Raw genomic sequence first — 23,927 nt, 5'->3', positions numbered from 1 at the left:
GGCACGCCGGGTGGGCTCAGCGGCTTGCGGCCGGTTGGCGGTGCGGCGGCGCGCCCCGGACCACCCCCTGAAAACGGATGACACTTCACCCCGAAGTGTCATCCATTTCCAGACCCCCCTCCGCACCCCGCCCGCAATCCACCCCTCACCGCCCACCACCGCAAGCCGCTGAGCCCACCCGGCGTGCTGGCGAGACGCGGACGCGCCCCCACACGCCGGACGCCTGCGCAACCGACGGAAGGGACCGGCGGGCCCGGGCCACCCACCCTCCCGGGCCGCCCGCACGCTTCTCACTCGTGCTGGAGCGAGCCGAGTCAAGGGTGACCCGAAGGGGCATCGGCGCAGCCGACGCGACCGTAGGGAGCGCCCTTTACTCGGGTCGCGGAGGCACGACACTGGCCAAGAAGCGGGCGGCCCCACGGTCACCTCACCAGCACGCGGTCTCAACAACGCCCCCATGCGCAAGACTTGCCCCACAGAGTCGCAACGAACAAAGGGGGCACCCCATGTCGTACCCGGAGCCGCGCTACCTCGGCGACAAGGGCGAGATCAACGCCGTGTTCAGGGGGGCCGACACCCCACCGGACATCGTCTCCCCCGGGGGCACCAACACTCACTACCTCGCGAGCCACACCTCCACCGGAGGTGAGTTCGGGCTGTACAAGGTCGACATGGGCCCCAAGGCGCCCGGCGCCAAGACGCACTTCCACCGGAGCATCTCCGAGTCCTTCTACGTCCTGTCCGGCGAGGTGGAGCTCTACAACGGCGAGCGCTGGGTCACCGGACGCCAGGGCGACTTCCTGTACGTCCCGGTCGGCGGACTGCACGCCTTCAAGAACGACAGCGACGACCCCGTGTCGATGCTGATGCTGTTCTCACCGGGCGCCCCGCGCGAGGAGTACTTCGAGCGCATCGCCGAGTTCGCGCAGCGTGGCGGCGAGGAGCTGCGGGAGTTCCAGGTGAAGCACGACAGCTTCTTCGTGTGACGGGTCAGGGAGAACCCCGACCAGTGGCACTGGGGTAATCCCCCCTGCATTTCAGGTTGTTGCCCGGATGGGGAGGGCCCTGGGCATCCGCGAGGCTCGTCGCATGACGCAGCGCACGCGAACCATCCGCAACGCCGCCATCGTCGGCGTGTCCACCGCCCTCCTCGGCATCACCGCACCCGTGAACGCCTCCGCCACGGCGGGCCCGGCCGAGCCCCTCACCTGGACCGCCTGCGAGGGCACCGCCGCCGACCCCCGTCAGCAGTGCGCCACCCTCCAGGTCCCCATGGACTACGCCGACCCCGACAGCCCTCTCATCGACATCGCCGTCTCGCGCATCCCGAGCGAGAACCCGGACGCCCGGCGCGGCGCGCTCCTGCTAATCGCCGGCGGACCGGGCGGCTCCAGCCTCAACGACCCTTCGGGAAAGGGGCAGAAGCTGCCCCAGAGCGTCCGTGACACCTACGACCTCATCGGGTTCGCGCCGCGTGGCCTCGCCCCGTCCGCCTCCGTCGGCTGCGGGCTGGAGTACGGCGACCTCGCCACCTCCAAGCTCCGCCCCTGGCCCGCCGCCGACGGCTCGGTGGACGGGAACATGGTCACCGCACGGCGCATGGCCGACGCCTGCGCCCGCAACGGCGGTGAGCTGATCCGGCACCTCAGCACCGCCAACGAGGCCCGCGACATCGACCGCCTCCGGGCCGCGCTCGGCGAGCGGAAGATCTCCGCCTGGGGTGTCTCGTACGGGACGTACGTCGGCGCGGTGTACGCGCAGCTCTTCCCGCACCGCACCGACCGCATCGTGCTGGACAGCGTCGACGACCCCGACCCCACCCGCGTCTCCCGCGCCTGGCTGGCCGGGCACGAGCAGGGCGTGGAGGACACCTTCCCGCACTTCGCCGCCTGGGCGTCGAAGCCGGGCAACCCCGACCGCGTGGCGCGCAGGGCCGCCGACGTACGGCCGATGTTCCTGCGGCTCGCCGCCCGGCTCGACCGCGAGCCGATCCCCTGGCCCGGCGCCAACCCGGAGGAGCTGAACGGCAACGTGCTGCGCCAGGCGATGCTGGACGGCCTCTACCGCCCCAGCCGCTATCCGACGCTCGCCAAGCTGATGCTGGCCGCGCGGAAGGGCACCGTGCCGCCCGCGCCGGAGGCGCCGCCCGAGGCCGTGCTGCAGAACGTCGCCGCCGTGGGCGCCGGGACGCTCTGCAACGACGTCGCCTGGCCGAAGTCCGCCACGGTGTACCAGCAGGACGTTGCCGTGAGCCGCGACAAGTTCCCGCTCACCGCCGGCATGCCTCGCAACGCGATGCTGTGCGCCGCCTGGCCGTACCCGCCGCGTGAGGCGCCGGTGCGGATCAACGACCGGGGGCCGTCCAACATCCTGCTCGTCCAGAACGAGCGGGACGTCGCCACCCCGCTCAGCGGGGCTCTGAAAATGCGGGAGGCGCTCGGCCGGCGGGCGGTCATGGTCACCGTGAACTCCACCGGCCACGACGCCTATCTGGCCAACGGCAACGCCTGCGGCGACCGCACCGTCTCCCGTTTCCTGGCGACCGGACAGCGGCCGGCCGCGGACACCTACTGCGACTGACCCGATACCGGGTTCTCGAGCCTGTGGGCGTTGAAGCGTGCCTTCTTCTGACGATTGCCGCACGTGTTCATCTCGCACCATCTGCGGGTGCGGCTCTGGCTGGTGTCGAAGAAGGCCGCCTGGCAGGTCGGCGAGGCGCACAAGGCCAGTTTCCCGTCTCGTTCGCCTGCGATGATGCTGATCGCGTCGGCGGCGATGACCCCCAGGGCGTCCTCCACGGAGGAGGCCGAGCCAAGTCGCCATTGCCGAGCGCCCTCGGGCGTCAGGACGGCCGCGGCCCGACTCCGCGTGCTGCAGTCATTGATGACCTGGACAGCGGACACGGGGAGAGGGTCGCGGCGGGCGGCCGCTGTCGCGGCGGCGTGAATCGCCTCCCTCAGCTCCCGAGCGCGTTCGAGCTGGGCGGTGGTGCAGGACTCCACGGCGAGGCCGCTCACCGCCAGCCAGTCGACGAGCCGGTTCGGCGTGGGAATGCGTTCCACGGCGTCGCCGCGACGCTCCGTCAGGGTCGCCGTGAAGCTGGTCGCCAGCACCTTGCCGAGCCGGAAGTCGGGGAACTGATCACGCATGGAACCACCTTAGCCGGTTGCGCGCCGGCATCGGGATCCACTAGAACCGTCTTAGCCGGTTCCCCGATGGCCAGGAGGTCTCATGAATCGCCGAACCAGCGACGTGCAAGCAGACGTGCGGGCATTCGAAGCCCACGCGAGCGACAGTGACCTCGACGACCTGCGCGCACGACTGGCCGCGGCACGGCTGCCGGAGGCCGAGACGGTCCACCGCGCCGCGCCCGGTCCTCAGCGATGGGGGCAGGGCGTTCCTCTCGCCGACCTCGTGGACGTCGTGAACTACTGGCGCACCGGATACGACTGGCGGTCGTTCGAAGCGCGGCTCAACCGGATCGGGCAGTTCCGCACGACCGTCGACGGTCTGGGAATCCATTTCCTGCACCGCCGGTCCGCTCGCGCGGATGCCACCCCGCTGCTCCTGACCCATGGCTGGCCGGGCAGCGTTGCCGAGTTCGCCCACGTAGTGGACGAACTGGCGGATCCGGAGGACGCGGACGCACCGGCGTTCCACGTCGTAGCCCCGTCGCTGCCCGGCTTCGGTTACAGCGACAAGCCGACCACCACCGGATGGGGAACCGGGAGGATCGCGGCCGCCTGGGTGGAACTGATGGGAAGGCTCGGCTACGACAAGTTCGTGGCCCACGGCGGCGACTGGGGAGGTGTGATCACCACGATCCTCGGCGGCAGGTTCCCGGAGCGGGTTCTCGGCATCCACACAGTGACCGCGCAGGCGCCGCCCGGGTTGACGACGGACGGGCTGTCGGCGGCCGAGCGCGAATGGACCGAGGCGACCAGCGATTTCTGGGACCACCGCGCGGCGTACGCGAAGCAGCAGGCGGCCCGGCCGCAGACCATCGGCTACGCGCTCGTCGACTCACCGGTCGGGCTGCTCGCCTGGATCCTCGACAAGTTCTACGAGTGGACGGACACCGAGGACAGCCCGTTCGAGACGATCTCCATGGACCGCGTTCTCGACGACGTCACCCTGTACTGGCTGACACGGACCGGCGCCTCGGCAGCCCGCATCTACTACGAGAGCCACGACTCGCTCGACCCCGGACTCCGGGTCGACGTTCCGTCGGCCATCAGCGTGTACCCCCGCGACATCGAGAAGTGCCCGCGCCCCTGGGCGCAGGAGCGGTTCAGGCACATCGTCCGATGGGGGACGCCCGAGGCCGGGGGACATTTCCCGTCGCTGGAGGTCCCCGAGTACTTCGTCAAGGATCTGCGAGAGGGCCTCGCGGCGGTGCTGGCCGCCGGCGGCAGCCGGTCATGACGTCGCCGACGGGACGCCCTGGCGCGGGGCTTCCTGGTGCCGTGCCCCGACCGGGACGGTCACCCGTCGCCCGGCTGCCGCCGCTGCCCCAGGTCCCGTACCGCCCGCTCCAGCCGCGTCCGCCGGGTCCCCGGCGTCGCCGCCTGGAGCAGCGGGAGCATCACGAGGTAGCGGGATGTCCGGTCGAGCGCGTCGAAGGCCGCACGCGCCGCCGGGTTCGCGGCGAGCGCCGCGGCGAGGTCGTCCGGGACGACGGCCGTCGCCTGCGACGCGTACGCGCGGTCCCAGCGGCCGTCCTCCTGGGCCCGGCGGACCTCGGCGAGGCCGGGCTCCCGCATCCGGCCCGCCCCCGCCAGCGCCGCGACCTTCTCGACGTTCACCCGTGACCACATGCTCCTCGGTCGCCGTGGCCCGTACTTCTGAAGGTAGTACCGGTCGTCCAGGCCCCGGCGCTGCCCGGAGATCCAGCCCCAGCACAGTCCCACGTCGACCAGTTCGTCATCGGTGACCGACGCGATCCCGGACGCCTTCTTCGCGACCTTGACCCACACGCCCTCACCGCGGGTGTGGTGCTCGCCCAGCCACTCCTCGAAGGCCGCGGCGTCCGGGAACGCGACGACCTCCACCCCGTTGAACGTCTCCATGCGGGTCAGGCTAGCCCGGCCCTAGCGGGCCCCCGGCGTCACCAGCCCCGATTCGTAGCCCACGATGACCAGTTGCGCCCGGTCCCGCGCCCCCAGCTTCCCCATGATGCGGCTGACGTGGGTCTTCGCGGTGAGTGGGCTCAGGCCCAGGGAGTCGGCGATCTCCGTGTTGTTGAGGCCACGGGCGACCAGGGTGAGCACCTGGCGCTCCCGGTCCGAGAGGCAGCCGGGGCCGCCGCCGCCCGGCACCGGCGTCGAGGGGCTGCGCAGGAAGCGCTCGATCAGCCGTGCCGTCGGGCCGGGCGACAGGAGCGCGTCGCCCGCCGTCACCGTGCGGATGGCGTCGAGGAGTTCGGCGGGCCTGGTGTCCTTGACCAGGAATCCGGAGGCGCCCGCGCGGAGCGCTTCCACGATGTTCTCGTCGGTGTCGTATGTGGTCAGCACCAGCACCTTCACGCCCGCGAGGTCCTCGTCGGCCGCGATGAGCCGGGTCGCCTCGATGCCGTCCAGGTCGGGCATGCGGACGTCCATGACGACGAGGTCGGCGCGTTCGGCGCGGGCCAGTTCCACGGCCTGGCGGCCGGTGCCCGCCTCGCCGACGACCTCCATGTCGGGGGCCGACGCGACGAGCAGGGCGAACGCGGCACGGACGAGGTTCTGGTCGTCCGCGAGCAGCACTCGTATGGTCATCCGTCTCTCTCCGGGGTCACGGTCGTCAGGGGTGCGGCGGGGACCGGGGGTGGCGCGGGAGTCGGCAGTACGGCCGTCACCTCGAAGCCGACGCCGCCGCCCCGCGGCCCGGCGTCGAGTGTGCCACCCACGCTGCGGGCCCGTTCGCGCATGCCGACGAGGCCGAAGCCGGGGATGCCGTCGGGGTCGGGCCCAGTGCCGTCGTCGGTCACGGCCAGGCGCAGGGCGCCCCGCTCGGCGTGCACCTCGACACGGACGGACGGTTCCGGCCCCGCGTGCCGTACGGCGTTGGTCAGCGCCTCCTGCACGATGCGATAGGCGGCGGCACCGACCGCGGGCGGGACGTCGTCGGCGCGTACCGACAGGTCCACCCGCGCTCCGGCGAGCCGCGCGGCCTCGGCCAGGTCGGGCAGGCCGTGCAGGCCGGGCAGTGGGCCGCGGGCGTCGGGGGCGTCCTGCTCCCGCAGTACCTCCAGCGTGGTCCGCAGTTCACCGCGCGCGCTCCGGCAGGTCTCGGCGATGTCGTCGAGGGCCTTGGCGACGGCGGCCCGGTCCAGACGCTCGGGGTCGGCGGTCAGGACGTGGGCGGCGACCGAGGTCTGCACGCCGATGAGGGTGATGCTGTGCGCGAGCAGGTCGTGCAGGTCCCGGGCGACCCGCAGGCGCTCCTCGGCGACGCGGCGCCGGGCCTCCTCCTCGCGGGTGCGTTCGGCGCGCTCGGCGCGTTCGACGATGGAGGCGACGTACTGGCGGTAGTAGCGGACGTCGATGCCGCAGAACAGGACGGCGACGACCCAGCCGGTGATCCGGAGCAGCTCGCCCATGCCCTCGGGGTTGGTGAGCGCGTTCATGGTCAGGCCCAGGCCGATGACGGCGGCGCCGACGGCCAGGGTGCGGCGTACGGTGCCGGTCGACGCGATCGTGTAGAGCGCGACCATCGTCGCGGGCACCGGCGCGGAGTGGTTGTGGTCGAGGGTGTGGAAGGCGGCGACCGGTACGGCCACCAGGCAGAGGACCAGCAGGGGACGGTGCCTGCGCCGGGCCAGCGGCACGTGGCCGGCGAGGAGCAGTGCCCAGCCCACCGCGTCGGGCCGGCGGCCCTCGTCGGTGAGCAGCGCGATGCAGGCCGCCGCGGTGAAGAGGACCGCGGCGAGGACGGTGTCGTTGCGGTCGGCGTGCGGGGCGGCCGACGGGGCGCGGTTGATGGCGGCCATGATCCGCTCGCCGACGCGGGGCCGGGAGGCCGACGGAGGAGTGGTTGCCTGCACGCGCCCATCCTCCGCGACGGACGCGCCCCTCCGGGAGGGGAGGGGCGCACTCCGGTCGTCGGGCACCTCAGACACCGACGGTCTCCCGCTCCCCCGCCGGCACCGGCTCCTCGGGTACCCGGGACAGCCGGCCCGGCCACCACACCCGGCGGCGCAGGGCGACGCTCGCGCTGGTCACCAGGTAGGTGCGGACGAGGAAGGTGTCGAGGAGGACGCCGACGGCGATGACGAAGCCCAGCTCGACGAGTTGCACCATCGGCATGTTGGTGAGCACCGCGAAGGTGGCCGCGAGGACGAGCCCGGCGGAGGCGATGACGCCGCCGGTGGTGCGCAGCGCGGTGAGCGCGGCCCGCGTGGGTTCGGCGCCGTGCAGGGACTCCTCGCGCATGCGGTGCATGAGGAAGATGCCGTAGTCGACGCCCAGTGCCACCAGGAAGACGAAGGACAGCAGGCCCAGGCCCGGGTCGGTGCCCTCGAAGCCGAAGAGGGGCCCGAAGACGAGTCCGCCGATGCCGAGGGCGGCGCCCCACACGGCGACGACGGCGGCGACCAGGATCAGCGGCGCGACCAGCGAGCGCAGCAGCACCACGAGGATCAGCAGGACCGACAGCAGCACGATCGGGACGACGATGGCGGTGTCCCGGGCGTTGGTGTCCTCCAGGTCGATCTGCTGGGCGCTGGGGCCGCCGACGTAGGAGCCGTCGAGCGTGTCGCGCAAGGACTCGATGGTGGCGGTCTCGGCCGCCGACTGGGGCGGGGCGGAGGCCAGTACGGTCAGCTCGGTCCAGCCGTCGCCACTGCGACCCTTCTCGGCGCTCTTGACGCCGCGGGTGTCGCGGGCCTCGGCGAGGGCGGCGTCGGCGCGGTCGGTGGGGGCGATGACGGTGATGGGCTGGGTGCCGCGCTCCGGGTAGGCGGCGGCGAGGGTCTCCATGGCGGCGATGGCCTCGGGCCTGGTGGTGAAGGAGTCCTCCTGCTTGAGGGAGCCGGGCAGGTTGAACGAGCCGAGGGCGAGTGCGCCGAGGAGTACGGCGCCGCCGACGAGGACGGCCCGGGGCCGGCGTTCGGCGGAGCTGCCCATCGCGGTGAACAGCGACCTGCGGGCCTTGGGCGTGCTGCCGTAGCGGGGTACGAGCGGCCAGAAGACGCGGCGCCCGAGCAGGACCAGGAGCGCGGGCAGCAGGGTCAGCATGGCGGCCAGCGCGCACAGCACGCCGACGGTGCCGAGCGGGCCCATGCCCCGGCTGGAGTTGAGGTCGGCGGCGAGCAGGCACAGCAGTCCGGCGGCGACGGTTCCGGAGGAGGCGAGCACGGCGGGGCCGCAGCCGCGCAGGGCGGCGAGCATGGCGTCGTAGGGGCGTTCGACGCGGCGCAGTTCCTCGCGGTAGCGGGAGATCAGCAGCAGCGCGTAGTCGGTGCCGACGCCGAAGACGAGGATGGTCATGATGCCGCTGCTCTGGCCGGAGACCGAGGTGCCGAACCACTGGTTGAGGCCGTAGGCGACGCCCATGGAGAGGTAGTCGGCGATTCCGGCGACGGCGAGCGGGACCAGCCACAGGAACGGGCTGCGGTAGATGAGGATCAGGAGGAGGGCGACGACGGCGGCGGTGGTGTACAGCAGCGGGCCGCCGAGGGAGTTGTAGACCTCGGCGGCGTCGGTGGCGAACGCGCCCGCGCCGCCGACCTCGACGCTCAGCCCGTCGCCGCCCTGCGCCACGTCCCGTACGGAGTTGACCAGTTCGTCGCGGGCCTCCTCGTCCTGGCCGGGCTCGGTGCTGGCGACCGGGTACATGAGGGTGCTGCCGTCCTTCGACGGGATACCGGCCGGGCGGTCGGTCAGCCGGTGCGCGCCCGCGATCTCGGCGATCTGGTCGGCGGCGGTGGCCTTGTCGGCGGCGGTCAGTCCGGCGTCGCGGTGGTAGACGACGACCATCTCGGTGGCCTCGCCGCCCGGCAGCCGGTCCTGGATCTTCGCGACCCGGGTCGAGTCGGCGCTCGCCGGCAGGTAGTCGACGGCGCGGTCGCGCTGCACGTCCGAGAGTTTCGACGCGAACGGCGAGGCGATCGCGAGTACGGCGATCCACAGCCCGAGCACCAGCCAGGGCACGGCCCGCCGTCGCCCCCCACTTGTCCTTACGGCCCCCATCTGGCGGGCCTCCCTCCGGTCGGATGTCTGGGTAGGTCTCCAGACTTCCGGCGGCGGGCCGCCGACGCGTCGGGCGTGAGGGCGAGTCGGCGGCTACTGCCCGGGGTGACGCGGGGCTGTCGTTACTCCCCGGGGAGTACCCGGGACGTACCCGAGGGCCGGGGGTCAGGCCCGGTCGACCATCCAGTTGCCGTCCTCCTCCGCGTCGACCCGCACCTCCAGCTCCCGCAGGCCCATGCCCGCGTCCCAGAGTTCCCTGAAGCGCTTCAGCCGGTCCCGTACGTAGTCCTGGCGCGCGGTGAGCCGGGTGCGGACGTTGACGTCGCGCAGGTCCTGCTCGATCTCGAACGACACCTCCTCGTCGTAGAGGATGAAGTCGTTGGTGGTGCCGCGCTGGAGGTGCGGGGGCAGTTCGGGCAGGACGGCGACGCGTACGTCGATGCGCCGCAGTTCCTGCTCCTCGCACAGCCGCAGCAGCCGGTCGTCGAGCTCGCGCGCGCTCTCCAGCAGGAACAGCCGGCGCACCGACACGCCCTGCTCGTCGATCGCCGCCTGCTGGGCGTCGAGGTAGCGGCCGGCGGGCTCGCTGTTCCAGAACTCCCGGTCGACCGACGTGCTGGTGGCGCAGATGGACTGCTCGGCGGCGCGGGTGAGGGTGAGCATCCAGTCGTGGTTCTCGCCGGGGCACTCGGCGCTCTGGTTGGTGAGGTCCGCCATGTGGCCGACCACCCGCGCCATCTCCAGGTGGACGAAGGTGTGCAGGATCGAGGGTTCCGGCAGCAGTACGTCGGCGAAGCCCTTGGCCAGGTCGGGCACGCTGTCGATGCGGGCGCGGTCCAGCTGGGGGTAGGGCTCGGAGGGCCGGTGGTCCACCTGCGTGACGTGGGTCTCGACCAGCTGTTTCACGTCCTCGGTGTGCCGGGTCAGGCCGGTCTTCAGCTCGTCGTCGTAGCGGTTCAGGCCCTCTCGTACGGCGGCGGTGTTCTCGGCGAGGGCGCTCTCCACCCGGCGGGTGTGCTCCTCCAGACGGATGTGTCCCGGGCGTGGGGCCAGGCCGAGGAGGTACTGGACCAGCAGTGCGGCACCGGCGCAGAGCACGGCGGCCACGAACTGCCGCAGCGTGCCGTCCTGTGGACTCAGCAGCGCGATGACGCTCCAGAAGAGGGCGCCGACGACCAGGGCGACCAGCAGCATGCGCGCCCATGGGGACTCCCCCCTCAGGTCGGCCGGGCCCGGGGTGCGGGCCGTGTCGTCGGATTGGGGTGACTGTGCCGTGCTCATCTCGCTTCTCCCCCCGTTGGGATACGCGTCGGATCGGGGCGGACGGGGTGCGGGGATGTGCGTGGGAGGTGTCGGCGCCCGGTCAGGGGACCGATTCCACCTCCCGGTGGGGCGCGGGAATGGCCTGGAGGGTGAGCTGGTCGCGGATGCGCTGCACCAGGGCCTGCCACTGCCGGCTGAAGCCTGGCCGCTCCTCCAGCGGGTCCCACAGCGGGGCCAGTTCCTTGGCGACCCTGGCCCGGGGCATCCACAGGTGCAGCAGGTGGTCGACGGCCGGACGCAGCGCCCTGACGACGGCGGTGGCGTCCTGCGCGGCCGAGCCGCCGAGGCGGATGCCGTCGAGCATGCGGACGACGGTGGTGAGCAGCCAGTCGTGCAGGGCGAGGTCGTCGCAGAGTGCGGCGAGGTCGGCGCCGGCGGTGTCCTCGGGCACGCGCAGGCGTACGGTGCGCAGTTCGTCCTCGGCGAGGGTGAACCGTTCGATGGACGGGCCGTCGCCCGGGCCCGCGGGCAGGGCCACCCAGCGCAGCCGGGTGGGCCGGGACCTGAAGGGCGGGCGCTGGTCGAGCAGGGCGTGGCGCAGCAGCCGGGTGAGCAGTCCGTCGGCGATCAGCCCGACGTCGAGGTCGCCGTGCCGTCCGCCGCCGAGCACGCCCTGCGCGACCGCCTCGTGGGGGAGCTTCCCGAGGGGTTCGACCACGCCGGGGCGTACCAGGTACTCGCCCCACGGCCGCCGCTGGTCGGGTCCGGTGGCGGGGAGCCGGAAGTGGGCGGAGGTCTGCAGGACGCGCCCCTCGGTGAGCGCGGCGTGTGCGGCGACGGTGCCGACCGCGCGGATCCGGGCGCCGTTGGCGCTGGGCAGCGGGCAGTCGACGCCGGTGAGGGTGTCGGGGGAACGCGCGTAGAGGCCCGGGCGCTCGGAGAGCAGGACGCGTTCGTCGGCGCGCAGGGCTAGGAGTTGGGCGGCGGAGCGGATGTCGAGGGCCTGCCGGGCGGGCAGCAGGCAGGTGCGGACCTCGCCGCAGACGAGTACGGCGCGCGGTGTGCTCTCCCCCGGCGGCATGTCAGGGCCCCGAGTAGTAGACGTAGGAGACGCGGTCGGCGACCGAGTCGGGGACGGGTGTGCGTTCGCGGCCGGAGCGTTCGGCGACCTGGTCCAGGGCCCCGGGGTCGACTTCGATCTGGTCGAGGATCACGCGGACGGCGTGCTCGACGGGGAGGAAGCGGGTGGGCAGGACCGAGCAGGTGCGGTAGGCGGAGAAGGGGTCCGCGCGGGCGTTGAGGCGGAGCAGGGAGGGAAGTTCGTCCCAGTCGTCGGGGAAGCCGGTGGCGGTGTGCGGCTGGGGGACGAGTACGGCCTCGCCCTCGTCGCGCAGCAGTCCGAGGCGGGCGAGCTGCCACACGGCGGCGAGGAAGGGGCAGGACCAGGTGCGGTGCCCGTCGGCGTCGTCGCTCCACAGCTCGACGTCGAGGAAGACGGAGTGGCGGCGGGCGGCGGTCTCCCGGGGCGGCTGCCAGGCGGCGGCGCGCTTCATGGCCTGTGGGGCGCGGGCGGCGGGGCTGCGTTCGCCGTTGGCCAGCCAGCCGGTCTGCGCGGCGGGCGGGCGCAGGCCGTAGCTGCCGGGCGGCGGCGACTCGACGATGCGGCCGGCCACCGCCTCGGCGACGGGCACCTTGCCGGTGGTGGCGCAGCCGGACTCGCGGGCCAGGTAGTCGATGCTCAGCCCGGCCCGCTCGGCCTCCGCGAGGAGCATGGGGACGACTTCGGCGGGGGTGGAGAAGCGGGTGAAGTAGTCGTCGACGAGGAAGCAGGTGCTGATGCGGGCGCGTCTGCCGCCGGCCCGGGCGGTGGCGGCGGTGCGGGCCGCGTCGACCCAGGGGCGTACTTCGGTGAAGTGCCGGCGCAGGCGCTCGGGTCCGGCCTCGAAGTCCTCCATGTAGAGGTGGCCCAGCTCCAGGGAGAGGTGGGCCAGCGGCAGCGACTGGGTGCGTGCCTCGGCGGCGGTCTCGCGGAACACCGCGTCCGTCATGGCCGCCCCCAGTGCGAGTCGTCCGTCAGGCGCCGGGCGATCTCCTCCAGCGCCTCCAGGGTTTCCTTGTTGGCGATCTGGGTGGAGAGCACGTCTTCTTCGGTGATCAGCTGCTCGCGCCACTGGAGTATGGGTTCCAGCGGTACGACGCCGAGGACGACGCTGTCGCCGATGCGGTGCTCGGCGGCGAGCCGGCGCAGCGCCTCGTCGCAGGCCTGCATCCAGGCGGCCTGGGCGGGCGAGCCCTGGGACCACAGCGGCGACTCGGGGTCGGGTACGGCGGCCCGCACGAAGCGGATCGCGGCCCGCAGGTTCTCCTCGTCGTGCCCGCGCTCGACGCCGCCGCCGATGATGCCGTGGTCGGCGTGGACGAGCCCGGAGGCGGCGATGACGTGCTGCCGGGTCCAGCGGTGGAAGACCAGCCAGCGGAAGGGGACGTTGCGCATCCGGGGGTGGGCGGTGGCCGCGAGGACCATGTCGACGGCGTAGCTGCGGCCGGCGCTGAGGTCGACGACGGTGACGTCGAACTCGCCGTTGAGCCGCAGCAGCAGGTCGACGCACCGCTCCAGGGTCTCCTCGCCGGTGGCGAACTCGCCGCCGCCCGCGTCGCCGGGGAGCAGGACGAGGCGGCCGGACTGGTTGGGGCGGGCGCGCAGCAGGGGGTGCTCGGTCTGCCGCCAGACGTCGATCCTGGCCGGTTCGGCGACCTCGCCCTCCAGGTAGGAGTGCAGGCCGCGTTCCTCGGTGCCGCGCATGGCGCCGGGCACGTCGAAGACGGCGGCCGCGGTGGGCGAGCCGAAGTCGAAGTCGACGTACGCCACGTGGTCGCCGGTGAGGGCGCGCTGGTACGCCAGATTGGCGCTGGTCACCGAGCGCCCCGTGCCTCCTTTGTCGGAGGCGGCGAAGACGAGCACACTCACACCTCCTGCGCGGCGGCGCCCCTGGCCTGGGCCAGGGTGTCGAGTTCCTGGAGCACGGGCAGGGCCAGGGCGAAGGCGGTGGCGGGCCGGTCGTCGACGAGGCCGCGGGCGTGGTCGAGGCGGCTCTCGATGCTGCGCATGGCGCGGGCTCTGCTGCCGTCGGCGGCCGCCGATGCCTCCAGCTGCTCCTTGCCGAACAGGTGGGTGGCCTCGCTGAGCAGTTCGCGGGCGAGTTCGGCGAGTTCGGGACTGCGGATCGGCTGCTGCTCGTACAGGTTGCGGGCGGCGACGAGGCATTCGGTGACGCGCTCGGTGATGCTCCAGGACATGCGCAGTCCGACGTCGTGCGCGTCGGGGTAGACGGCCCGGACGTTGTCCCAGAGGCCGGCGCCGTCCTCGTCGTCGATCCGCCGCGACCACAGGTGCTCGAAGGACTGCTCGGCGAGGCGCAGCAGCCGGTCCTGCGCGCCGATGTTCCGGGAGAGTTCGGCGAGTTGGATGATCCGCTTGAGGAGCTGGGCGGAGAAGTCGGTCATCCGCCACAGGAGGAGCCCGCCGGAGCGTTCGGACCCGGCGAGCGGCATGGTGACGCCGGGGTTGTGCAGCCGGATGGTGGTGTCCTCCTTGGTCATCCGGCTGGTGACCCGGCCGCGGTCGGCGAGGCGCTCCATGATGGCGACGGTGCGGGTGAGGTCGTCGTCGGTCGCCTTCCGGCGGACCAGGTCGTGGACGAGGATGGCCGCGACGGTCAGGGAGAAGTACTCGGACTCCAGGCGCAGGCCGGTGGTCTGCCAGGGCAGGTCCTCCAGGGGCCAGCGTTCGGTGCCGAAGCGGGCGATCGCGGACCAGTACTGCTGGCTGAGTTCCCAGCGCAGCCGCAGTGCCTCGGCGAGTTTCTGCTGGTCGGCGTCGAGCAGGCCGAGGGTGAGGGTGCGGTCGGAGAAGAGGTCCTGGATACCGTCGAGGGCGACGACGGTGAAGTACACGTAGGGCAGCCGGTCGGCGATGCCGGCGGGCTGGCCGGGGACCGGGACGCTCAGGTCGGAGATCTCCGGGGCGTCCTGCACGACGCCCCAGGCCCAGCCGCATTCGAAGAGCTGGCTCTCGTCGCGGATGCCCTCGTCGACCTCGATGCCGCGGCTGAGGCTCTCGATGATGGTGGCGCGCAGGGGGCGTAACTTGCGGGAGAACTGCTGGAGGACGGCCCGGTCGGACTGTCTGCCCTGTCCGACGACCTGGATCAGCCGCTTGCCCTGCTCGGACTCGGCGTCGAAGACGTTGACGGTGAAGGAGCGCAGCAGGCTGACCATGGCGGCGGTCAGCCGGGCGTTCGTGGCCTCTCTCAGCTCGGTGATCGCCTTGCGCACCTCGGGGCGGGTGGTGGTGCCCTCGTAGACCTTGAGGAATCCGAGGGTGGCGAGGCAGAGCGTGACGGACATGGAGTAGGAGTCGACCACGCCCAACTGGCCCTGCTCGTGGGTGATCCGGCCGTCGGGTTCGGCGGGCCGGAAGTAGTGGCCGCCGGAGAAGGTGGGGCTGTCGTCCGTCCCGGTGTGGGTGCGCATGAACTGGGTCAGCGCGGTGATCAGGTTGGGCGGGATCTCCAGCCGGCTGCCGATCCGGTCGAGGGCGCGCAGGACGTCACGTTCGGTGGTGTCCGGCTGGTCGAGCCGGAAGGCGGGGACCTCGGTGGCCGGATAGAGCAGGCACAGCAGGCGTTCGGCGTCCGCGACGCTGCTCAGCCCGTCGGTGTCGCCCCACAGCAGTTTCCCGTCGTCGAACGAATGACGGGCCATGGCCTGCCAGATCTCCAGCATGTGCTGGCGTGGCTTGATCTGCATCCCCGCACCCCTCGTACAGATCTCGTTGCCCTGTGTTCAGCATGGTCCCCGTTCCTAGGGGGCGGCAACCTCCGAATCGCGCCGCCCCAGGGCGAGGATCATTCCCTCGTGTCCCGGCCGCACCATGTGGTGCAGATCGTGGATCTCCAGCTCTTGGGTGAACGGTTCCAGGCTCTCCCTGACCCGGCTCTCGTTCACCCGGTAGGCCGGGTAGTCGTGTTCGCCGACGCGGTAGCCGACCGACTCCTTCATGAACGCGGCGGCGAACGGCGCGCCTTCACCGAGCGCGTTCATGAAGCACCGCACTCCGCGGTGGAACTCGTCGGGGCACTCGGACATCGAGTCGGCGACGAAGAACATCGTCCCGATGTCCCAGCGCCGGTCTCCGTGCTCCAGGTCGAAGAGGTTGCCGCGCTCCACCCGGACGATCTCGCTGACGCGGCTCCTCGGTTCGACGGCGGCGTAGGCGGGCGACTCGCGCAGCACCTCCCAGAACGCGTCCCACGCGGTGTCGTATCCGCCCGGGGAGACCTGCTTCTCCAGGTATTCGACGTTCGGGCGGGCGTATTCCAGCAGCAGCGTCTTCTCGCACCACGGCAGCATGGAGAGCGCGGGATAGAGATTCGCACCGGCACCGACGTCGACGCCCCGCACCGAATCCGGGACGCTCCCGGAGAAACAGCGGCTGAAATAGTCACGCATCAACCGGACGATCAGCAGATCGACTTCGAGTGGTGTCCGGTAGTTGTTGTCGACGTACACCTCTGGATCGAACTTCGACCAAGGTGCGTCGGCATTGCGGTCCATAGTCACCCTGCCGCGTTCCATTCGATTCCGGACAAGCCCCAGTGTCGTGCACGGTAAGCCACCAGGACATGTCGAGACAGCCGGGAACACGCCAGTCCTCTTCCGCCGGGCGCACGTCCGGCGCATCGTCGCACACCCGAACTCGCCCTTGCACGGGACAAGTTGGAAGCTCACTCTAGCCAGAAGGTGTCACCGGCCGCCACATGACGGCTCATTCCTTCGTGAACGGTTCCGGTGTCGTCGAGTTGACGTCCGCACGTCCTGACTGGGGGTGGCATGACCGCCGAACCGCTGGAACGCTCCTTGGACCGCCACGAACAGCTCACGAGGCCGGATCCGTACGCACCGCCACTGGTTCTGCGGACGGCGCGGGAGTCCGACCTGCCCGAACTGCGGCGGCTCGACGAGGAGGTCTTCCAGGAGGTCGCCTATCCCGGCTTCCTGCTGCGCCAGCTCTTCGACATGTACGAGGAACACTTCCTGGTACTCGACGACGGCACGGGCCGGTTGCGCGGTTACGTACTGGCCGCCACCAGGGCGCTCGGCGGGGACAGCTGGATACTCGGCCTGTGCGTCACCCAGGACCGGCGCCGGCACGGGCTGGGCCGGGAGCTGATGACGGAGGTCCTGACCCGGCTGCGCCGGGACGGCATAGGGGTGGTCCGCCTCACCGTGGAACCGGCCAACCTCGCCGCCATCCTGCTCTACCGCTCCCTGGGCTTCCACCCGGAGGAACCCGACGCGGGCCTGCGCCGGGACTACTTCGGCCCGGGGATGGACCGCCAGATCCTGCGCCTGGATCTGCCGGGGGGCCGGGGCCAGGGCGGCCAGGGCCAGGGGGGCGAGGGCCAGGGCGGCTAGGAGGGCGTGCCCGCCGATTCCAGGAGGCGGGTCACGTCGTCGGAGCAGATGGTCAGGGCCGCGCCGACCGTCGCCAGGGCGTCGCGTTCGGCGGGGGTGTAGGGGCCGTCCGCCAGAGCGATGCGGGCACCCTGGAGGAGGATCGACTCGCGGCCGACGGCGGCGAGGTGCGGGGCCAGCGGGTCCAGCGCCTCGTGCAGCTCTATGGCCAGGCCGGGTACACAGGGCTCCCCGTGGACCCGGCCGGTATCCGCCTCCAGCGCTTCGACCAGCGCGTTCAGCTGGTCCTCGGTGCAGTCCTCGAAGCCGGCCGCGCGCACCGCGACGGCCGCCGTCTCCAGCGACGTACGGGAGCAGGTGCCGCCCGCGGCCAGGACGGCGAGGGCGACGGTGTGGACGGCGTCGCGGAGCATCGCGGAGAAGCGGGTGGTGGTCGGGTGGTCGAGGACGTCGGTGCCGTAGTGGCGGCGGCAGGCCGCGCACTCGACGGTCGGCGCGGACTCTCCGCGCGGCAGCACGGGCACGCCGAGCATGGTGAAGCGGCGGCGGCCGGTGAGCCGCTGGTAGTTGCGGTCGCCTCCGCAGCCGGGGCAGAAGAACTCGCCGTCGCCGACGGGTGTCCACGCGGTGCGTGTGCCCAGGATGCGCGGCAGCCGGGCAGCTCGGCCGTTTCGTCCCCGTCCAGGCAGCACGTCGCACCTCCGTAACCGCGCGACAGCATCGTCGCGCTGGCGTGATGTTAGCCACATCACCGACGTGGAGTCAGTACCCAGGACGAGACCTTTCCGTGACCTGCACACGGAGATGGCCGGTATACGACGGGGCCCCGCCCGCCGTCTTCCGGCGAGCGGGGCCTCAAACCGCCGATTCGGCTGGTCAGCGAGTTGCGCGGTTGACGGCGGAGACGACCGCCTTCAGCGAGGCGCGCGTGGTGTTCGCGTCGATTCCGATGCCCCACAGCACCTTGTCGCCGATGGCGCACTCGATGTAGGAGGCGGCCAGCGCGGAGGCGCCCTCGCTCATCGTGTGCTCCTGGTAGTCGAGCAGCCGTACGTCGATGCCGACGCCCTGCAGCGCGTGGAAGAACGCCGAGATCGGGCCGTTGCCGGTGCCGACCAGGGTGGTCTCCGCGCCGTCGACCGTGGCGTCGACGGTGAGGGTGTCGATGCCGTCGCGGTCGGTCGTGGTCTGGCCGTTGGCGACCTGGATGCGGCCCCAGGGGTTGTCCGGGTTGGGCAGGTACTCGTCCTGGAAGACGTCCCAGATGGCGGTGGGCGTGATCTCGCCGCCCTCGGCGTCCGTCTTGGCCTGGATCAGCTTGGAGAACTCGATCTGCATCCGGCGCGGCAGGTCCAGCTTGTGGTCGTTCTTCAGGACGTAGGCGATGCCGCCCTTGCCGGACTGCGAGTTGACGCGGATGACCGCCTCGTAGGAGCGGCCGACGTCCTTGGGGTCGATCGGCAGGTAGGGGACGGCCCACTCGATGTCGTCGACGGACACGCCCTTGGCGGTCGCGTCGGCCTCCATGGCGTCGAAGCCCTTCTTGATGGCGTCCTGGTGGGAGCCGGAGAAGGACGTGTAGACCAGGTCGCCCACGTACGGGTGGCGCGGGTGGACGTCCATCTGGTTGCAGTACTCCCACGTGCGACGGATCTCGTCGATGTCGGAGAAGTCGATCTGCGGGTCGACGCCCTGGGAGAACAGGTTCATGCCCAGGGTGACCAGGTCGACGTTGCCGGTGCGCTCGCCCTGCCCGAACAGGCAGCCCTCGACGCGGTCCGCGCCGGCCATGACCGCCAGTTCGGCCGCCGCCACCGCCGTACCGCGGTCGTTGTGCGGGTGGACGGACAGGCAGACGTACTCGCGGCGGGAGAGCTTGCGGCCCATCCACTCGAAGCGGTCCGCGTGGGTGGAGGGGGTGGAACGCTCCACGGTGGCGGGCAGGTTGAGGATGATCTCGCGGCCGGGTCCCGGCTGGTAGGTGTCCATCACCGCCTCGCAGACCTCCAGCGCGAAGTCCAGCTCGGTGTCGGTGAAGATCTCGGGGCTGTACTGGTAGCCGAACTCCGTCTCGGGGTCCAGCAGCTTCTCCGCGTACTCCATGACCAGGCGGGTGCCGTCGACGGCGATCTGCTTGATGTCGTCCCTGGAGCCGCGGAAGACGACGCGGCGGAAGACGGGGGCGGTGGCGTTGTACAGGTGGACGGTGGCCCGCCTGGCGCCCTTCAGGGACTCCACCGTGCGCTCGATCAGGTCCTCGCGGGCCTGGGTCAGTACGGAGATCGTCACGTCGTCCGGGATGGCGTCCGGGTCCTCGATGATCGACCGTACGAAGTCGAAGTCGGTCTGGCCGGAGGCCGGGAAGCCGACCTCGATCTCCTTGTAGCCCATCTTGACCAGCAGGTCGAACATCGCGCGCTTGCGGGCGGGCGACATGGGGTCGATCAGCGCCTGGTTGCCGTCGCGCAGGTCGGTGGAGAGCCAGCGGGGGGCGGTGGTGACGCGCCGGTCCGGCCAGGTGCGGTCGGGGATGTCGACCTGCTCGTACCCGCGGTACTTGGCGGTCGGCATGGAAGTGGGCTGCTGGCGGTTGGCCATGATGGCGTGGGCTCCTCGTGATGTCCGCGGTGTGCGCGACGTCCGCGACGTCCGCGTGTTCCGGAAGGACGGCCGACGGCACCACCAAGCTCCGCGGGGAGGGAGTCGGCCTCTACAGGCCCTCGCCGCGGCAGCTAAGGAGAAGCAGCCCGAAACGCATGATGCCCAGCACCTTAGCCGAGTCACGCCGCGCGCGTGGGTCCGTATCAGTATGCGGGACCACGGAGGGAACCGGGACAAAAAGTGCCGTATACCACTCGCGACCCGCCACGGGGCCGTCTTGGCGTCGCTTTTCACCAATCGTGGTGGCGAATGGTGACAGTCACATCACGCAGTGCAAGGGTGCCGGACATGACGACATACGGGGGCTTCGAGCCCGTCTTCTGCACCATCGTGCCGCCCCACGTCCTCGACAAGCTCGCCCAGCACGAGGACCCCGTGCTCGCCGGTCCCGCCCGCCGGACCCTCCAGCGCGACGCCTTCGAGCGCACCCACCGCCAGCTGACCACGGTGATCGGCGCCCCCACCGTCGCCCCGCGCGCCGACGCCGAGACCGGGAAGCCGCAGCGCACGATCTTCGACGCCCGGCACGGCACCGACCTGCCGGGCAAGAAGGTGCGCGGGGAGGGCGAGGAGCCCGGCAAGGACGCCACCGTGAACCGCGCCTACGCGGCCCTGGGAGCGACTTTCGAGCACTTCCTCAAGGTGTACGGGCGCAACTCCATCGACGGCGGCGGGCTGCCGCTGGACGCCACCGTGCACTACGACCGCGAGTACAACAACGCCTTCTGGAACGGCGAGCAGATGGTCTTCGGCGACGGGGACGGGGAGATCTTCCTCGACTTCACCATCCCCCTCGACGTGATCGGCCACGAGCTGACCCACGGCGTCACCCAGCACACCGCCAACCTGACCTACTACGGCCAGCCGGGCGCCCTCAACGAGTCGGTCTCCGACGTCCTCGGCGCCCTCATCAAGCAGTACTCGCTCGGCCAGACCGCCGCCGAGGCCGATTGGCTGATCGGCGCCGGGCTGCTCGCCCCGCGCGTGACGGGAGTGGCGCTGCGCTCCATGAAGGCGCCGGGCACGGCGTACGACGACGACGTCCTCGGCAAGGACCCGCAGCCCGCGACGATGGACGACTTCGTGCGCACCGGCCGCGACAACGGCGGCGTCCACATCAACTCCGGCATCCCCAACCACGCCTTCTACCTGGTCGCCACGGCGCTCGGCGGGCACGCCTGGGAGCGGGCGGGACTGGTCTGGTACGACGTGCTGACCGGCGGCGAGCTGGCGCAGGACGCGCTGTTCGCGGACTTCGCGACGCTGACGGTGAAGGCCGCCCGGGAGCGCTACGGCGACGCCGAGGAGCTGGAGGCGGTGCGCAAGGCCTGGGAGCAGGTCGGGGTGCGCACGCTCTAGTTCCGTACTAGACACGGACCCATGCGGATTCAGGTGAGGCGCACAGGAGGCTTCGCGGGCATCGAACGCCACGCGGAGGTCGACACCGCGGGACGCCCCGACGCGGCCGATTGGCACGCCCTGGCCGAGCGGGCGGCCGCCGACGGCCGGGGCACGCCGCCCGTCGGGGTGCCGGACGGGTTCAGCTACCAGATCACCGTGGACGGGAAGACGGTGTACGCCGCCGATCCCCGGCTGACGGACGAGCAGCGGAGGCTGATCTCGCGGGTACTGAAGGAGGGTGCGTAACGCCCTTGGCGTGCACGGGCGTTGACTTCCCTTACCGGCGGTACGGATGATCCGCGCATGGCGACTGAGGCGCGCATGGCGACGAACCCGGTACCCCGGTTCCCGGACGGCTTCCTGTGGGGCGTGTCGACCTCGGCGCACCAGATCGAGGGCGCGGCCGAGCTGCGGGGACCGTCCGTGTGGGACGTCTTCACGTCCGAGCCGGGGCGGGTGAAGGACGGCTCGACGGCGGCGGTGGCCTGCGACCACTACCACCGCTACCGCGAGGACGTGGCGCTGCTGGCGGACCTGGGCGTGGACGCGTACCGCTTCTCGGTCTCCTGGCCGCGGGTGGACTCCCCCGGCGGCCTCGGCTTCTACGACCGGCTGGTCGACGAGCTGTGCGCGGCGGGCGTCCGGCCGGTGCCGACGCTCTTCCACTGGGACCTGCCGGCGGGCCTGGACTGGCTGGAACGGGACACGGCGTCGCGTTTCGCGGAGTACGTGTCGGTGGTCGCGGACCGGCTCGGCGACCGCGTCGGCAAGTGGATCACCCTCAACGAGCCAGCCGAGCACACCCTGCTGGGCCACGCCCTCGGCGCGCACGCCCCCGGCCGGAAGCTGCTGTTCGACGCGCTGCCGCCGGCCCACCACCAGCTGCTCGCGCACGGCCTGGCGGTACGGGCCCTGCGCGCGTGTGGCGCCGCCGACATCGGGATCGCCAACTCGCACGGTCCGACCTGGCCGGCATCGGACGACCCGGCCGACCGGGAGGCGGCCGAGTTCTACGACGTCCTCTTGAACCGGCTGTTCGCCGACCCCGTCCTGACCGGGCGCTACCCGGACGGCATCGGGGAGCTGATGCCGGGGGACGTGCGGGCGGACCTGGAGATCATCGCCGAGCCGCTGGACTGGTACGGCGTGAACTACTACGCGCCGACGAGGGTGGGTGCCCCGCAGGGTGCGGAGATCGAGTTCGGGGGGCTGGCGCTCCCCGCGGAACTGCCCTTCTCGGTGCGCGGGATCGAGGGCCGGCCGCTGACCGACTTCGGCTGGCCCGTCGTCCCCGAGGGGCTCACCGAGCTGCTCACCGGCTTCCGCGACCGCTACGGCGACCGGCTCCCGCCCGTCGTCATCACGGAGAACGGCTGCTCCTACGAGGGGCTCGACGACCAGGACCGCATCACCTACCTCGACGGGCACGTCCGCGCCCTGCACCGTGCGCTGGAGGCGGGCGTGGACGTGCGCGGCTACTTCGTGTGGTCGCTGCTGGACAACTTCGAGTGGGCCGAGGGGTACGCGCGCCGGTTCGGGCTGGTGCACGTCGACTTCGACACCCAGCGGCGCACGCCCAAGGCGTCGTACGGCTGGTTCCGGGAGGTGCTGCGGGCTCAGCGTGACCGGCACGGGTGACGTCTGGTCACGCAGGGTGATCAGACGGGGTGGGGACGGTGTTCGACGGCAGTGGCGACGGGCCGCATCCGGGGCGTGGGGTGAACGCGGGCGGTACGCCGGGCACCGGTCGGATAAAAGGCCTCGGCGCTGTCGGTGGGGAGTCGTACGCTGGAGACATCAGACACGCCAGTCACGCGGCGCACGCCGCAGAGGAGGACTTGCAGGCCTCGAGCGCCGGCCCATGACTCAGACACCCACAGCTCACACCCCCGCGCAGGGGCAGGCGAGAGCACAGTTCACCGTCCCCGCCCAGCACCCCATGGTGACCGTGCTGGGATCCGGCGACTCCCTCCTGCGCGTGATCGAGAAGGCCTTCCCGGCGGCCGACATCCACGTCCGGGGAAACGAGATCAGCGCGGTCGGCGACACCCATGACGTCGACCTCATCCAGCGCGTGTTCGACGAGATGATGCTGGTGCTCCGCACGGGGCAGCCGATGACGGAGGACGCAGTGGAACGCTCGATCGCCATGCTCAAGGCGAGCGAGAACGGGGAGAGCGACGGCCAGGAGACCCCGGCCGAGGTGCTCACGCAGAACATCCTGTCCTCTCGCGGCCGCACGATCCGCCCCAAGACGCTGAACCAGAAGCGGTACGTCGACGCGATCGACAAGCACACCATCGTCTTCGGTATCGGCCCCGCGGGCACCGGCAAGACCTACCTGGCGATGGCCAAGGCGGTGCAGGCCCTGCAGTCCAAGCAGGTCAACCGCATCATCCTGACCCGCCCGGCGGTCGAGGCCGGCGAGCGGCTCGGCTTCCTGCCGGGCACGCTCTACGAGAAGATCGACCCCTACCTGCGCCCGCTGTACGACGCGCTGCACGACATGCTCGACCCGGACTCGATCCCGCGGCTGATGGCGGCGGGGACGATCGAGGTCGCGCCCCTGGCGTACATGCGCGGAAGGACGCTCAATGACGCCTTCATCATTCTCGACGAGGCGCAGAACACCAGCCCCGAGCAGATGAAGATGTTCCTCACCCGCCTCGGCTTCGAGTCGAAGATCGTGATCACGGGTGACGTGACGCAGGTCGACCTGCCCGGCGGCACGAAGTCCGGTCTGCGTCAGGTGCAGGACATCCTGGAGGGCGTCGAGGACGTCCACTTCTCCCGGCTGACGTCCCAGGACGTCGTCCGGCACAAGCTGGTGGGCCGTATCGTCGACGCGTACGAGCAGTACGACAGCAGGAACGGCACCGAGAACGGCGGCCACAACGGCGGTCGCGCACCCAAGCACGGTGCCAAGGCCAAGGGGAAGTAGACCAGCACGAC

Annotated in this window: 21 protein-coding genes; 8 read left to right on the top strand and 13 right to left on the bottom strand. The window is 71.5% G+C overall.

Going from position 1 to position 23,927, the window contains the following annotated elements; genetic code table 11:
* Nucleotides 1-506: 506 nt before the first annotated feature.
* Complete coding sequence (locus ACFCZF_RS21635; protein ID WP_376673021.1) at nt 507-986, top strand: cupin domain-containing protein; 480 nt, start codon at nt 507-509, stop codon at nt 984-986.
* 103 nt (nt 987-1,089) lie between these two features.
* Nucleotides 1,090-2,580, top strand: a complete 1,491-nt coding sequence (locus ACFCZF_RS21630) for an alpha/beta hydrolase (RefSeq protein WP_376673020.1) — start codon at nt 1,090-1,092, stop codon at nt 2,578-2,580.
* Here the strand turns inward: ACFCZF_RS21630 and ACFCZF_RS21625 are convergent.
* Nucleotides 2,568-3,149 (bottom strand): CGNR zinc finger domain-containing protein, encoded by a 582-nt coding sequence (locus ACFCZF_RS21625; RefSeq protein WP_376673019.1) that lies wholly within the window; start codon nt 3,147-3,149, stop codon nt 2,568-2,570. The two genes, ACFCZF_RS21630 and ACFCZF_RS21625, sit on opposite strands and share 13 nt — an antisense overlap.
* Nucleotides 3,150-3,231: 82 nt before the next feature.
* On the opposite strand from ACFCZF_RS21625, the gene ACFCZF_RS21620 reads away from it, so the two are divergent.
* A complete protein-coding gene (locus ACFCZF_RS21620) occupies nt 3,232-4,425 on the top strand; it encodes an epoxide hydrolase family protein (RefSeq protein WP_376673018.1) in 1,194 nt (397 codons plus the stop codon).
* 59 nt (nt 4,426-4,484) lie between these two features.
* Here the strand turns inward: ACFCZF_RS21620 and ACFCZF_RS21615 are convergent, their stop codons facing one another.
* From ACFCZF_RS21615 to ACFCZF_RS21570, 10 genes are all read right to left on the bottom strand, one after another.
* The gene (locus ACFCZF_RS21615; RefSeq protein ID WP_376673017.1) at nt 4,485-5,069 is read right to left on the bottom strand and encodes a YdeI family protein; all 585 of its coding nucleotides are present in this window, start codon (nt 5,067-5,069) and stop codon (nt 4,485-4,487) included.
* A gap of 21 nt (nt 5,070-5,090) precedes the next feature.
* Nucleotides 5,091-5,759: a response regulator gene (locus ACFCZF_RS21610; RefSeq protein ID WP_376673016.1), complete on the bottom strand. Its 669-nt coding sequence runs from the start codon at nt 5,757-5,759 to the stop codon at nt 5,091-5,093.
* Nucleotides 5,756-6,973, bottom strand: coding sequence for a sensor histidine kinase (locus ACFCZF_RS21605; RefSeq protein WP_376673038.1), 1,218 nt, complete (start codon nt 6,971-6,973; stop codon nt 5,756-5,758). The genes ACFCZF_RS21610 and ACFCZF_RS21605 overlap by 4 nt, the downstream gene beginning before the upstream one ends.
* A 121-nt stretch (nt 6,974-7,094) precedes the next feature.
* The gene (locus ACFCZF_RS21600; RefSeq protein ID WP_376673015.1) at nt 7,095-9,173 is read right to left on the bottom strand and encodes an MMPL family transporter; all 2,079 of its coding nucleotides are present in this window, start codon (nt 9,171-9,173) and stop codon (nt 7,095-7,097) included.
* 165 nt (nt 9,174-9,338) lie between these two features.
* Nucleotides 9,339-10,454, bottom strand: a complete 1,116-nt coding sequence (locus tag ACFCZF_RS21595; RefSeq protein WP_376673014.1) for a hypothetical protein — start codon at nt 10,452-10,454, stop codon at nt 9,339-9,341.
* A gap of 82 nt (nt 10,455-10,536) precedes the next feature.
* A complete protein-coding gene (locus ACFCZF_RS21590; RefSeq protein WP_376673013.1) occupies nt 10,537-11,517 on the bottom strand; it encodes an SCO2521 family protein in 981 nt (326 codons plus the stop codon).
* 1 nt (nt 11,518) lies between these two features.
* Nucleotides 11,519-12,484 carry an SCO2522 family protein gene (locus ACFCZF_RS21585; RefSeq protein WP_376673012.1) on the bottom strand — a complete coding sequence of 322 codons (966 nt, stop codon included), beginning with the start codon at nt 12,482-12,484 and terminating at the stop codon, nt 11,519-11,521.
* A complete protein-coding gene (locus ACFCZF_RS21580; RefSeq protein ID WP_376673037.1) occupies nt 12,481-13,398 on the bottom strand; it encodes an SCO2523 family variant P-loop protein in 918 nt (305 codons plus the stop codon). The genes ACFCZF_RS21585 and ACFCZF_RS21580 overlap by 4 nt, the downstream gene beginning before the upstream one ends.
* Nucleotides 13,399-13,400: 2 nt before the next feature.
* On the bottom strand, nt 13,401-15,245 hold the full coding sequence (locus ACFCZF_RS21575) for an SCO2524 family protein (protein ID WP_376673011.1): 1,845 nt from the start codon (nt 15,243-15,245) through the stop codon (nt 13,401-13,403).
* Nucleotides 15,246-15,299: 54 nt separating this feature from the next.
* A complete protein-coding gene (locus ACFCZF_RS21570) occupies nt 15,300-16,073 on the bottom strand; it encodes an SCO2525 family SAM-dependent methyltransferase (RefSeq protein WP_376673010.1) in 774 nt (257 codons plus the stop codon).
* 255 nt (nt 16,074-16,328) lie between these two features.
* Between ACFCZF_RS21570 and ACFCZF_RS21565 the strand changes: the two genes are divergently transcribed.
* Nucleotides 16,329-16,913, top strand: coding sequence for a GNAT family N-acetyltransferase (locus tag ACFCZF_RS21565; RefSeq protein WP_376673009.1), 585 nt, complete (start codon nt 16,329-16,331; stop codon nt 16,911-16,913).
* Here the strand turns inward: ACFCZF_RS21565 and ACFCZF_RS21560 are convergent.
* Both ACFCZF_RS21560 and leuA read right to left on the bottom strand, forming a co-directional pair.
* Nucleotides 16,910-17,605 (bottom strand): TerB family tellurite resistance protein, encoded by a 696-nt coding sequence (locus ACFCZF_RS21560; RefSeq protein ID WP_375913166.1) that lies wholly within the window; start codon nt 17,603-17,605, stop codon nt 16,910-16,912. The genes ACFCZF_RS21565 and ACFCZF_RS21560 overlap by 4 nt on opposite strands.
* Before the next feature lie 184 nt (nt 17,606-17,789).
* On the bottom strand, nt 17,790-19,511 hold the full coding sequence (leuA, locus tag ACFCZF_RS21555) for a 2-isopropylmalate synthase (RefSeq protein ID WP_376673008.1): 1,722 nt from the start codon (nt 19,509-19,511) through the stop codon (nt 17,790-17,792).
* A gap of 351 nt (nt 19,512-19,862) precedes the next feature.
* Between leuA and ACFCZF_RS21550 the strand changes: the two genes are divergently transcribed.
* From ACFCZF_RS21550 to ACFCZF_RS21535, 4 genes are all read left to right on the top strand, one after another.
* On the top strand, nt 19,863-20,933 hold the full coding sequence (locus tag ACFCZF_RS21550) for a M4 family metallopeptidase (protein WP_376673007.1): 1,071 nt from the start codon (nt 19,863-19,865) through the stop codon (nt 20,931-20,933).
* Nucleotides 20,934-20,954: 21 nt separating this feature from the next.
* Nucleotides 20,955-21,221: a protealysin inhibitor emfourin gene (locus tag ACFCZF_RS21545; RefSeq protein ID WP_376673006.1), complete on the top strand. Its 267-nt coding sequence runs from the start codon at nt 20,955-20,957 to the stop codon at nt 21,219-21,221.
* Between the two features lie 57 nt (nt 21,222-21,278).
* Entirely contained in the window at nt 21,279-22,613 is a 1,335-nt protein-coding gene (locus tag ACFCZF_RS21540; protein WP_376673005.1) for a GH1 family beta-glucosidase, read from the top strand.
* A 223-nt stretch (nt 22,614-22,836) separates the two neighbouring features.
* The gene (locus ACFCZF_RS21535) at nt 22,837-23,916 is read left to right on the top strand and encodes a PhoH family protein (RefSeq protein WP_376673004.1); all 1,080 of its coding nucleotides are present in this window, start codon (nt 22,837-22,839) and stop codon (nt 23,914-23,916) included.
* Nucleotides 23,917-23,927 lie beyond the last annotated feature (11 nt).

It is taken from the genome of Streptomyces sp. NPDC056296, from assembly GCF_042268605.1.
Taxonomy (GTDB): domain Bacteria; phylum Actinomycetota; class Actinomycetes; order Streptomycetales; family Streptomycetaceae; genus Streptomyces.
Note: the sequence above shows the minus strand (reverse complement) of the source record. Positions and strands in the feature narration are given on the sequence as shown.

What these genes read in the sequence shown, in the direction of transcription:
- ACFCZF_RS21625 (WP_376673019.1), bottom strand. Translation starts at nt 3,149, where the DNA reads ATGCGTGATCAGTTCCCCGACTTCCGGCTCGGCAAGGTGCTGGCGACC.
- ACFCZF_RS21615 (WP_376673017.1), bottom strand. Translation starts at nt 5,069, where the DNA reads ATGGAGACGTTCAACGGGGTGGAGGTCGTCGCGTTCCCGGACGCCGCG.
- ACFCZF_RS21620 (WP_376673018.1), top strand. Translation starts at nt 3,232, where the DNA reads ATGAATCGCCGAACCAGCGACGTGCAAGCAGACGTGCGGGCATTCGAA.
- ACFCZF_RS21535 (WP_376673004.1), top strand. Translation starts at nt 22,837, where the DNA reads ATGACTCAGACACCCACAGCTCACACCCCCGCGCAGGGGCAGGCGAGA.
- ACFCZF_RS21585 (WP_376673012.1), bottom strand. Translation starts at nt 12,484, where the DNA reads ATGACGGACGCGGTGTTCCGCGAGACCGCCGCCGAGGCACGCACCCAG.
- ACFCZF_RS21595 (WP_376673014.1), bottom strand. Translation starts at nt 10,454, where the DNA reads ATGAGCACGGCACAGTCACCCCAATCCGACGACACGGCCCGCACCCCG.
- leuA (WP_376673008.1), bottom strand. Translation starts at nt 19,511, where the DNA reads ATGGCCAACCGCCAGCAGCCCACTTCCATGCCGACCGCCAAGTACCGC.
- ACFCZF_RS21600 (WP_376673015.1), bottom strand. Translation starts at nt 9,173, where the DNA reads ATGGGGGCCGTAAGGACAAGTGGGGGGCGACGGCGGGCCGTGCCCTGG.
- ACFCZF_RS21605 (WP_376673038.1), bottom strand. Translation starts at nt 6,973, where the DNA reads ATGGCCGCCATCAACCGCGCCCCGTCGGCCGCCCCGCACGCCGACCGC.
- ACFCZF_RS21630 (WP_376673020.1), top strand. Translation starts at nt 1,090, where the DNA reads ATGACGCAGCGCACGCGAACCATCCGCAACGCCGCCATCGTCGGCGTG.
- ACFCZF_RS21590 (WP_376673013.1), bottom strand. Translation starts at nt 11,517, where the DNA reads ATGCCGCCGGGGGAGAGCACACCGCGCGCCGTACTCGTCTGCGGCGAG.
- ACFCZF_RS21635 (WP_376673021.1), top strand. Translation starts at nt 507, where the DNA reads ATGTCGTACCCGGAGCCGCGCTACCTCGGCGACAAGGGCGAGATCAAC.
- ACFCZF_RS21550 (WP_376673007.1), top strand. Translation starts at nt 19,863, where the DNA reads ATGACGACATACGGGGGCTTCGAGCCCGTCTTCTGCACCATCGTGCCG.
- ACFCZF_RS21545 (WP_376673006.1), top strand. Translation starts at nt 20,955, where the DNA reads ATGCGGATTCAGGTGAGGCGCACAGGAGGCTTCGCGGGCATCGAACGC.
- ACFCZF_RS21575 (WP_376673011.1), bottom strand. Translation starts at nt 15,245, where the DNA reads ATGCAGATCAAGCCACGCCAGCACATGCTGGAGATCTGGCAGGCCATG.
- ACFCZF_RS21540 (WP_376673005.1), top strand. Translation starts at nt 21,279, where the DNA reads ATGGCGACTGAGGCGCGCATGGCGACGAACCCGGTACCCCGGTTCCCG.
- ACFCZF_RS21570 (WP_376673010.1), bottom strand. Translation starts at nt 16,073, where the DNA reads ATGGAACGCGGCAGGGTGACTATGGACCGCAATGCCGACGCACCTTGG.
- ACFCZF_RS21565 (WP_376673009.1), top strand. Translation starts at nt 16,329, where the DNA reads ATGACCGCCGAACCGCTGGAACGCTCCTTGGACCGCCACGAACAGCTC.
- ACFCZF_RS21610 (WP_376673016.1), bottom strand. Translation starts at nt 5,759, where the DNA reads ATGACCATACGAGTGCTGCTCGCGGACGACCAGAACCTCGTCCGTGCC.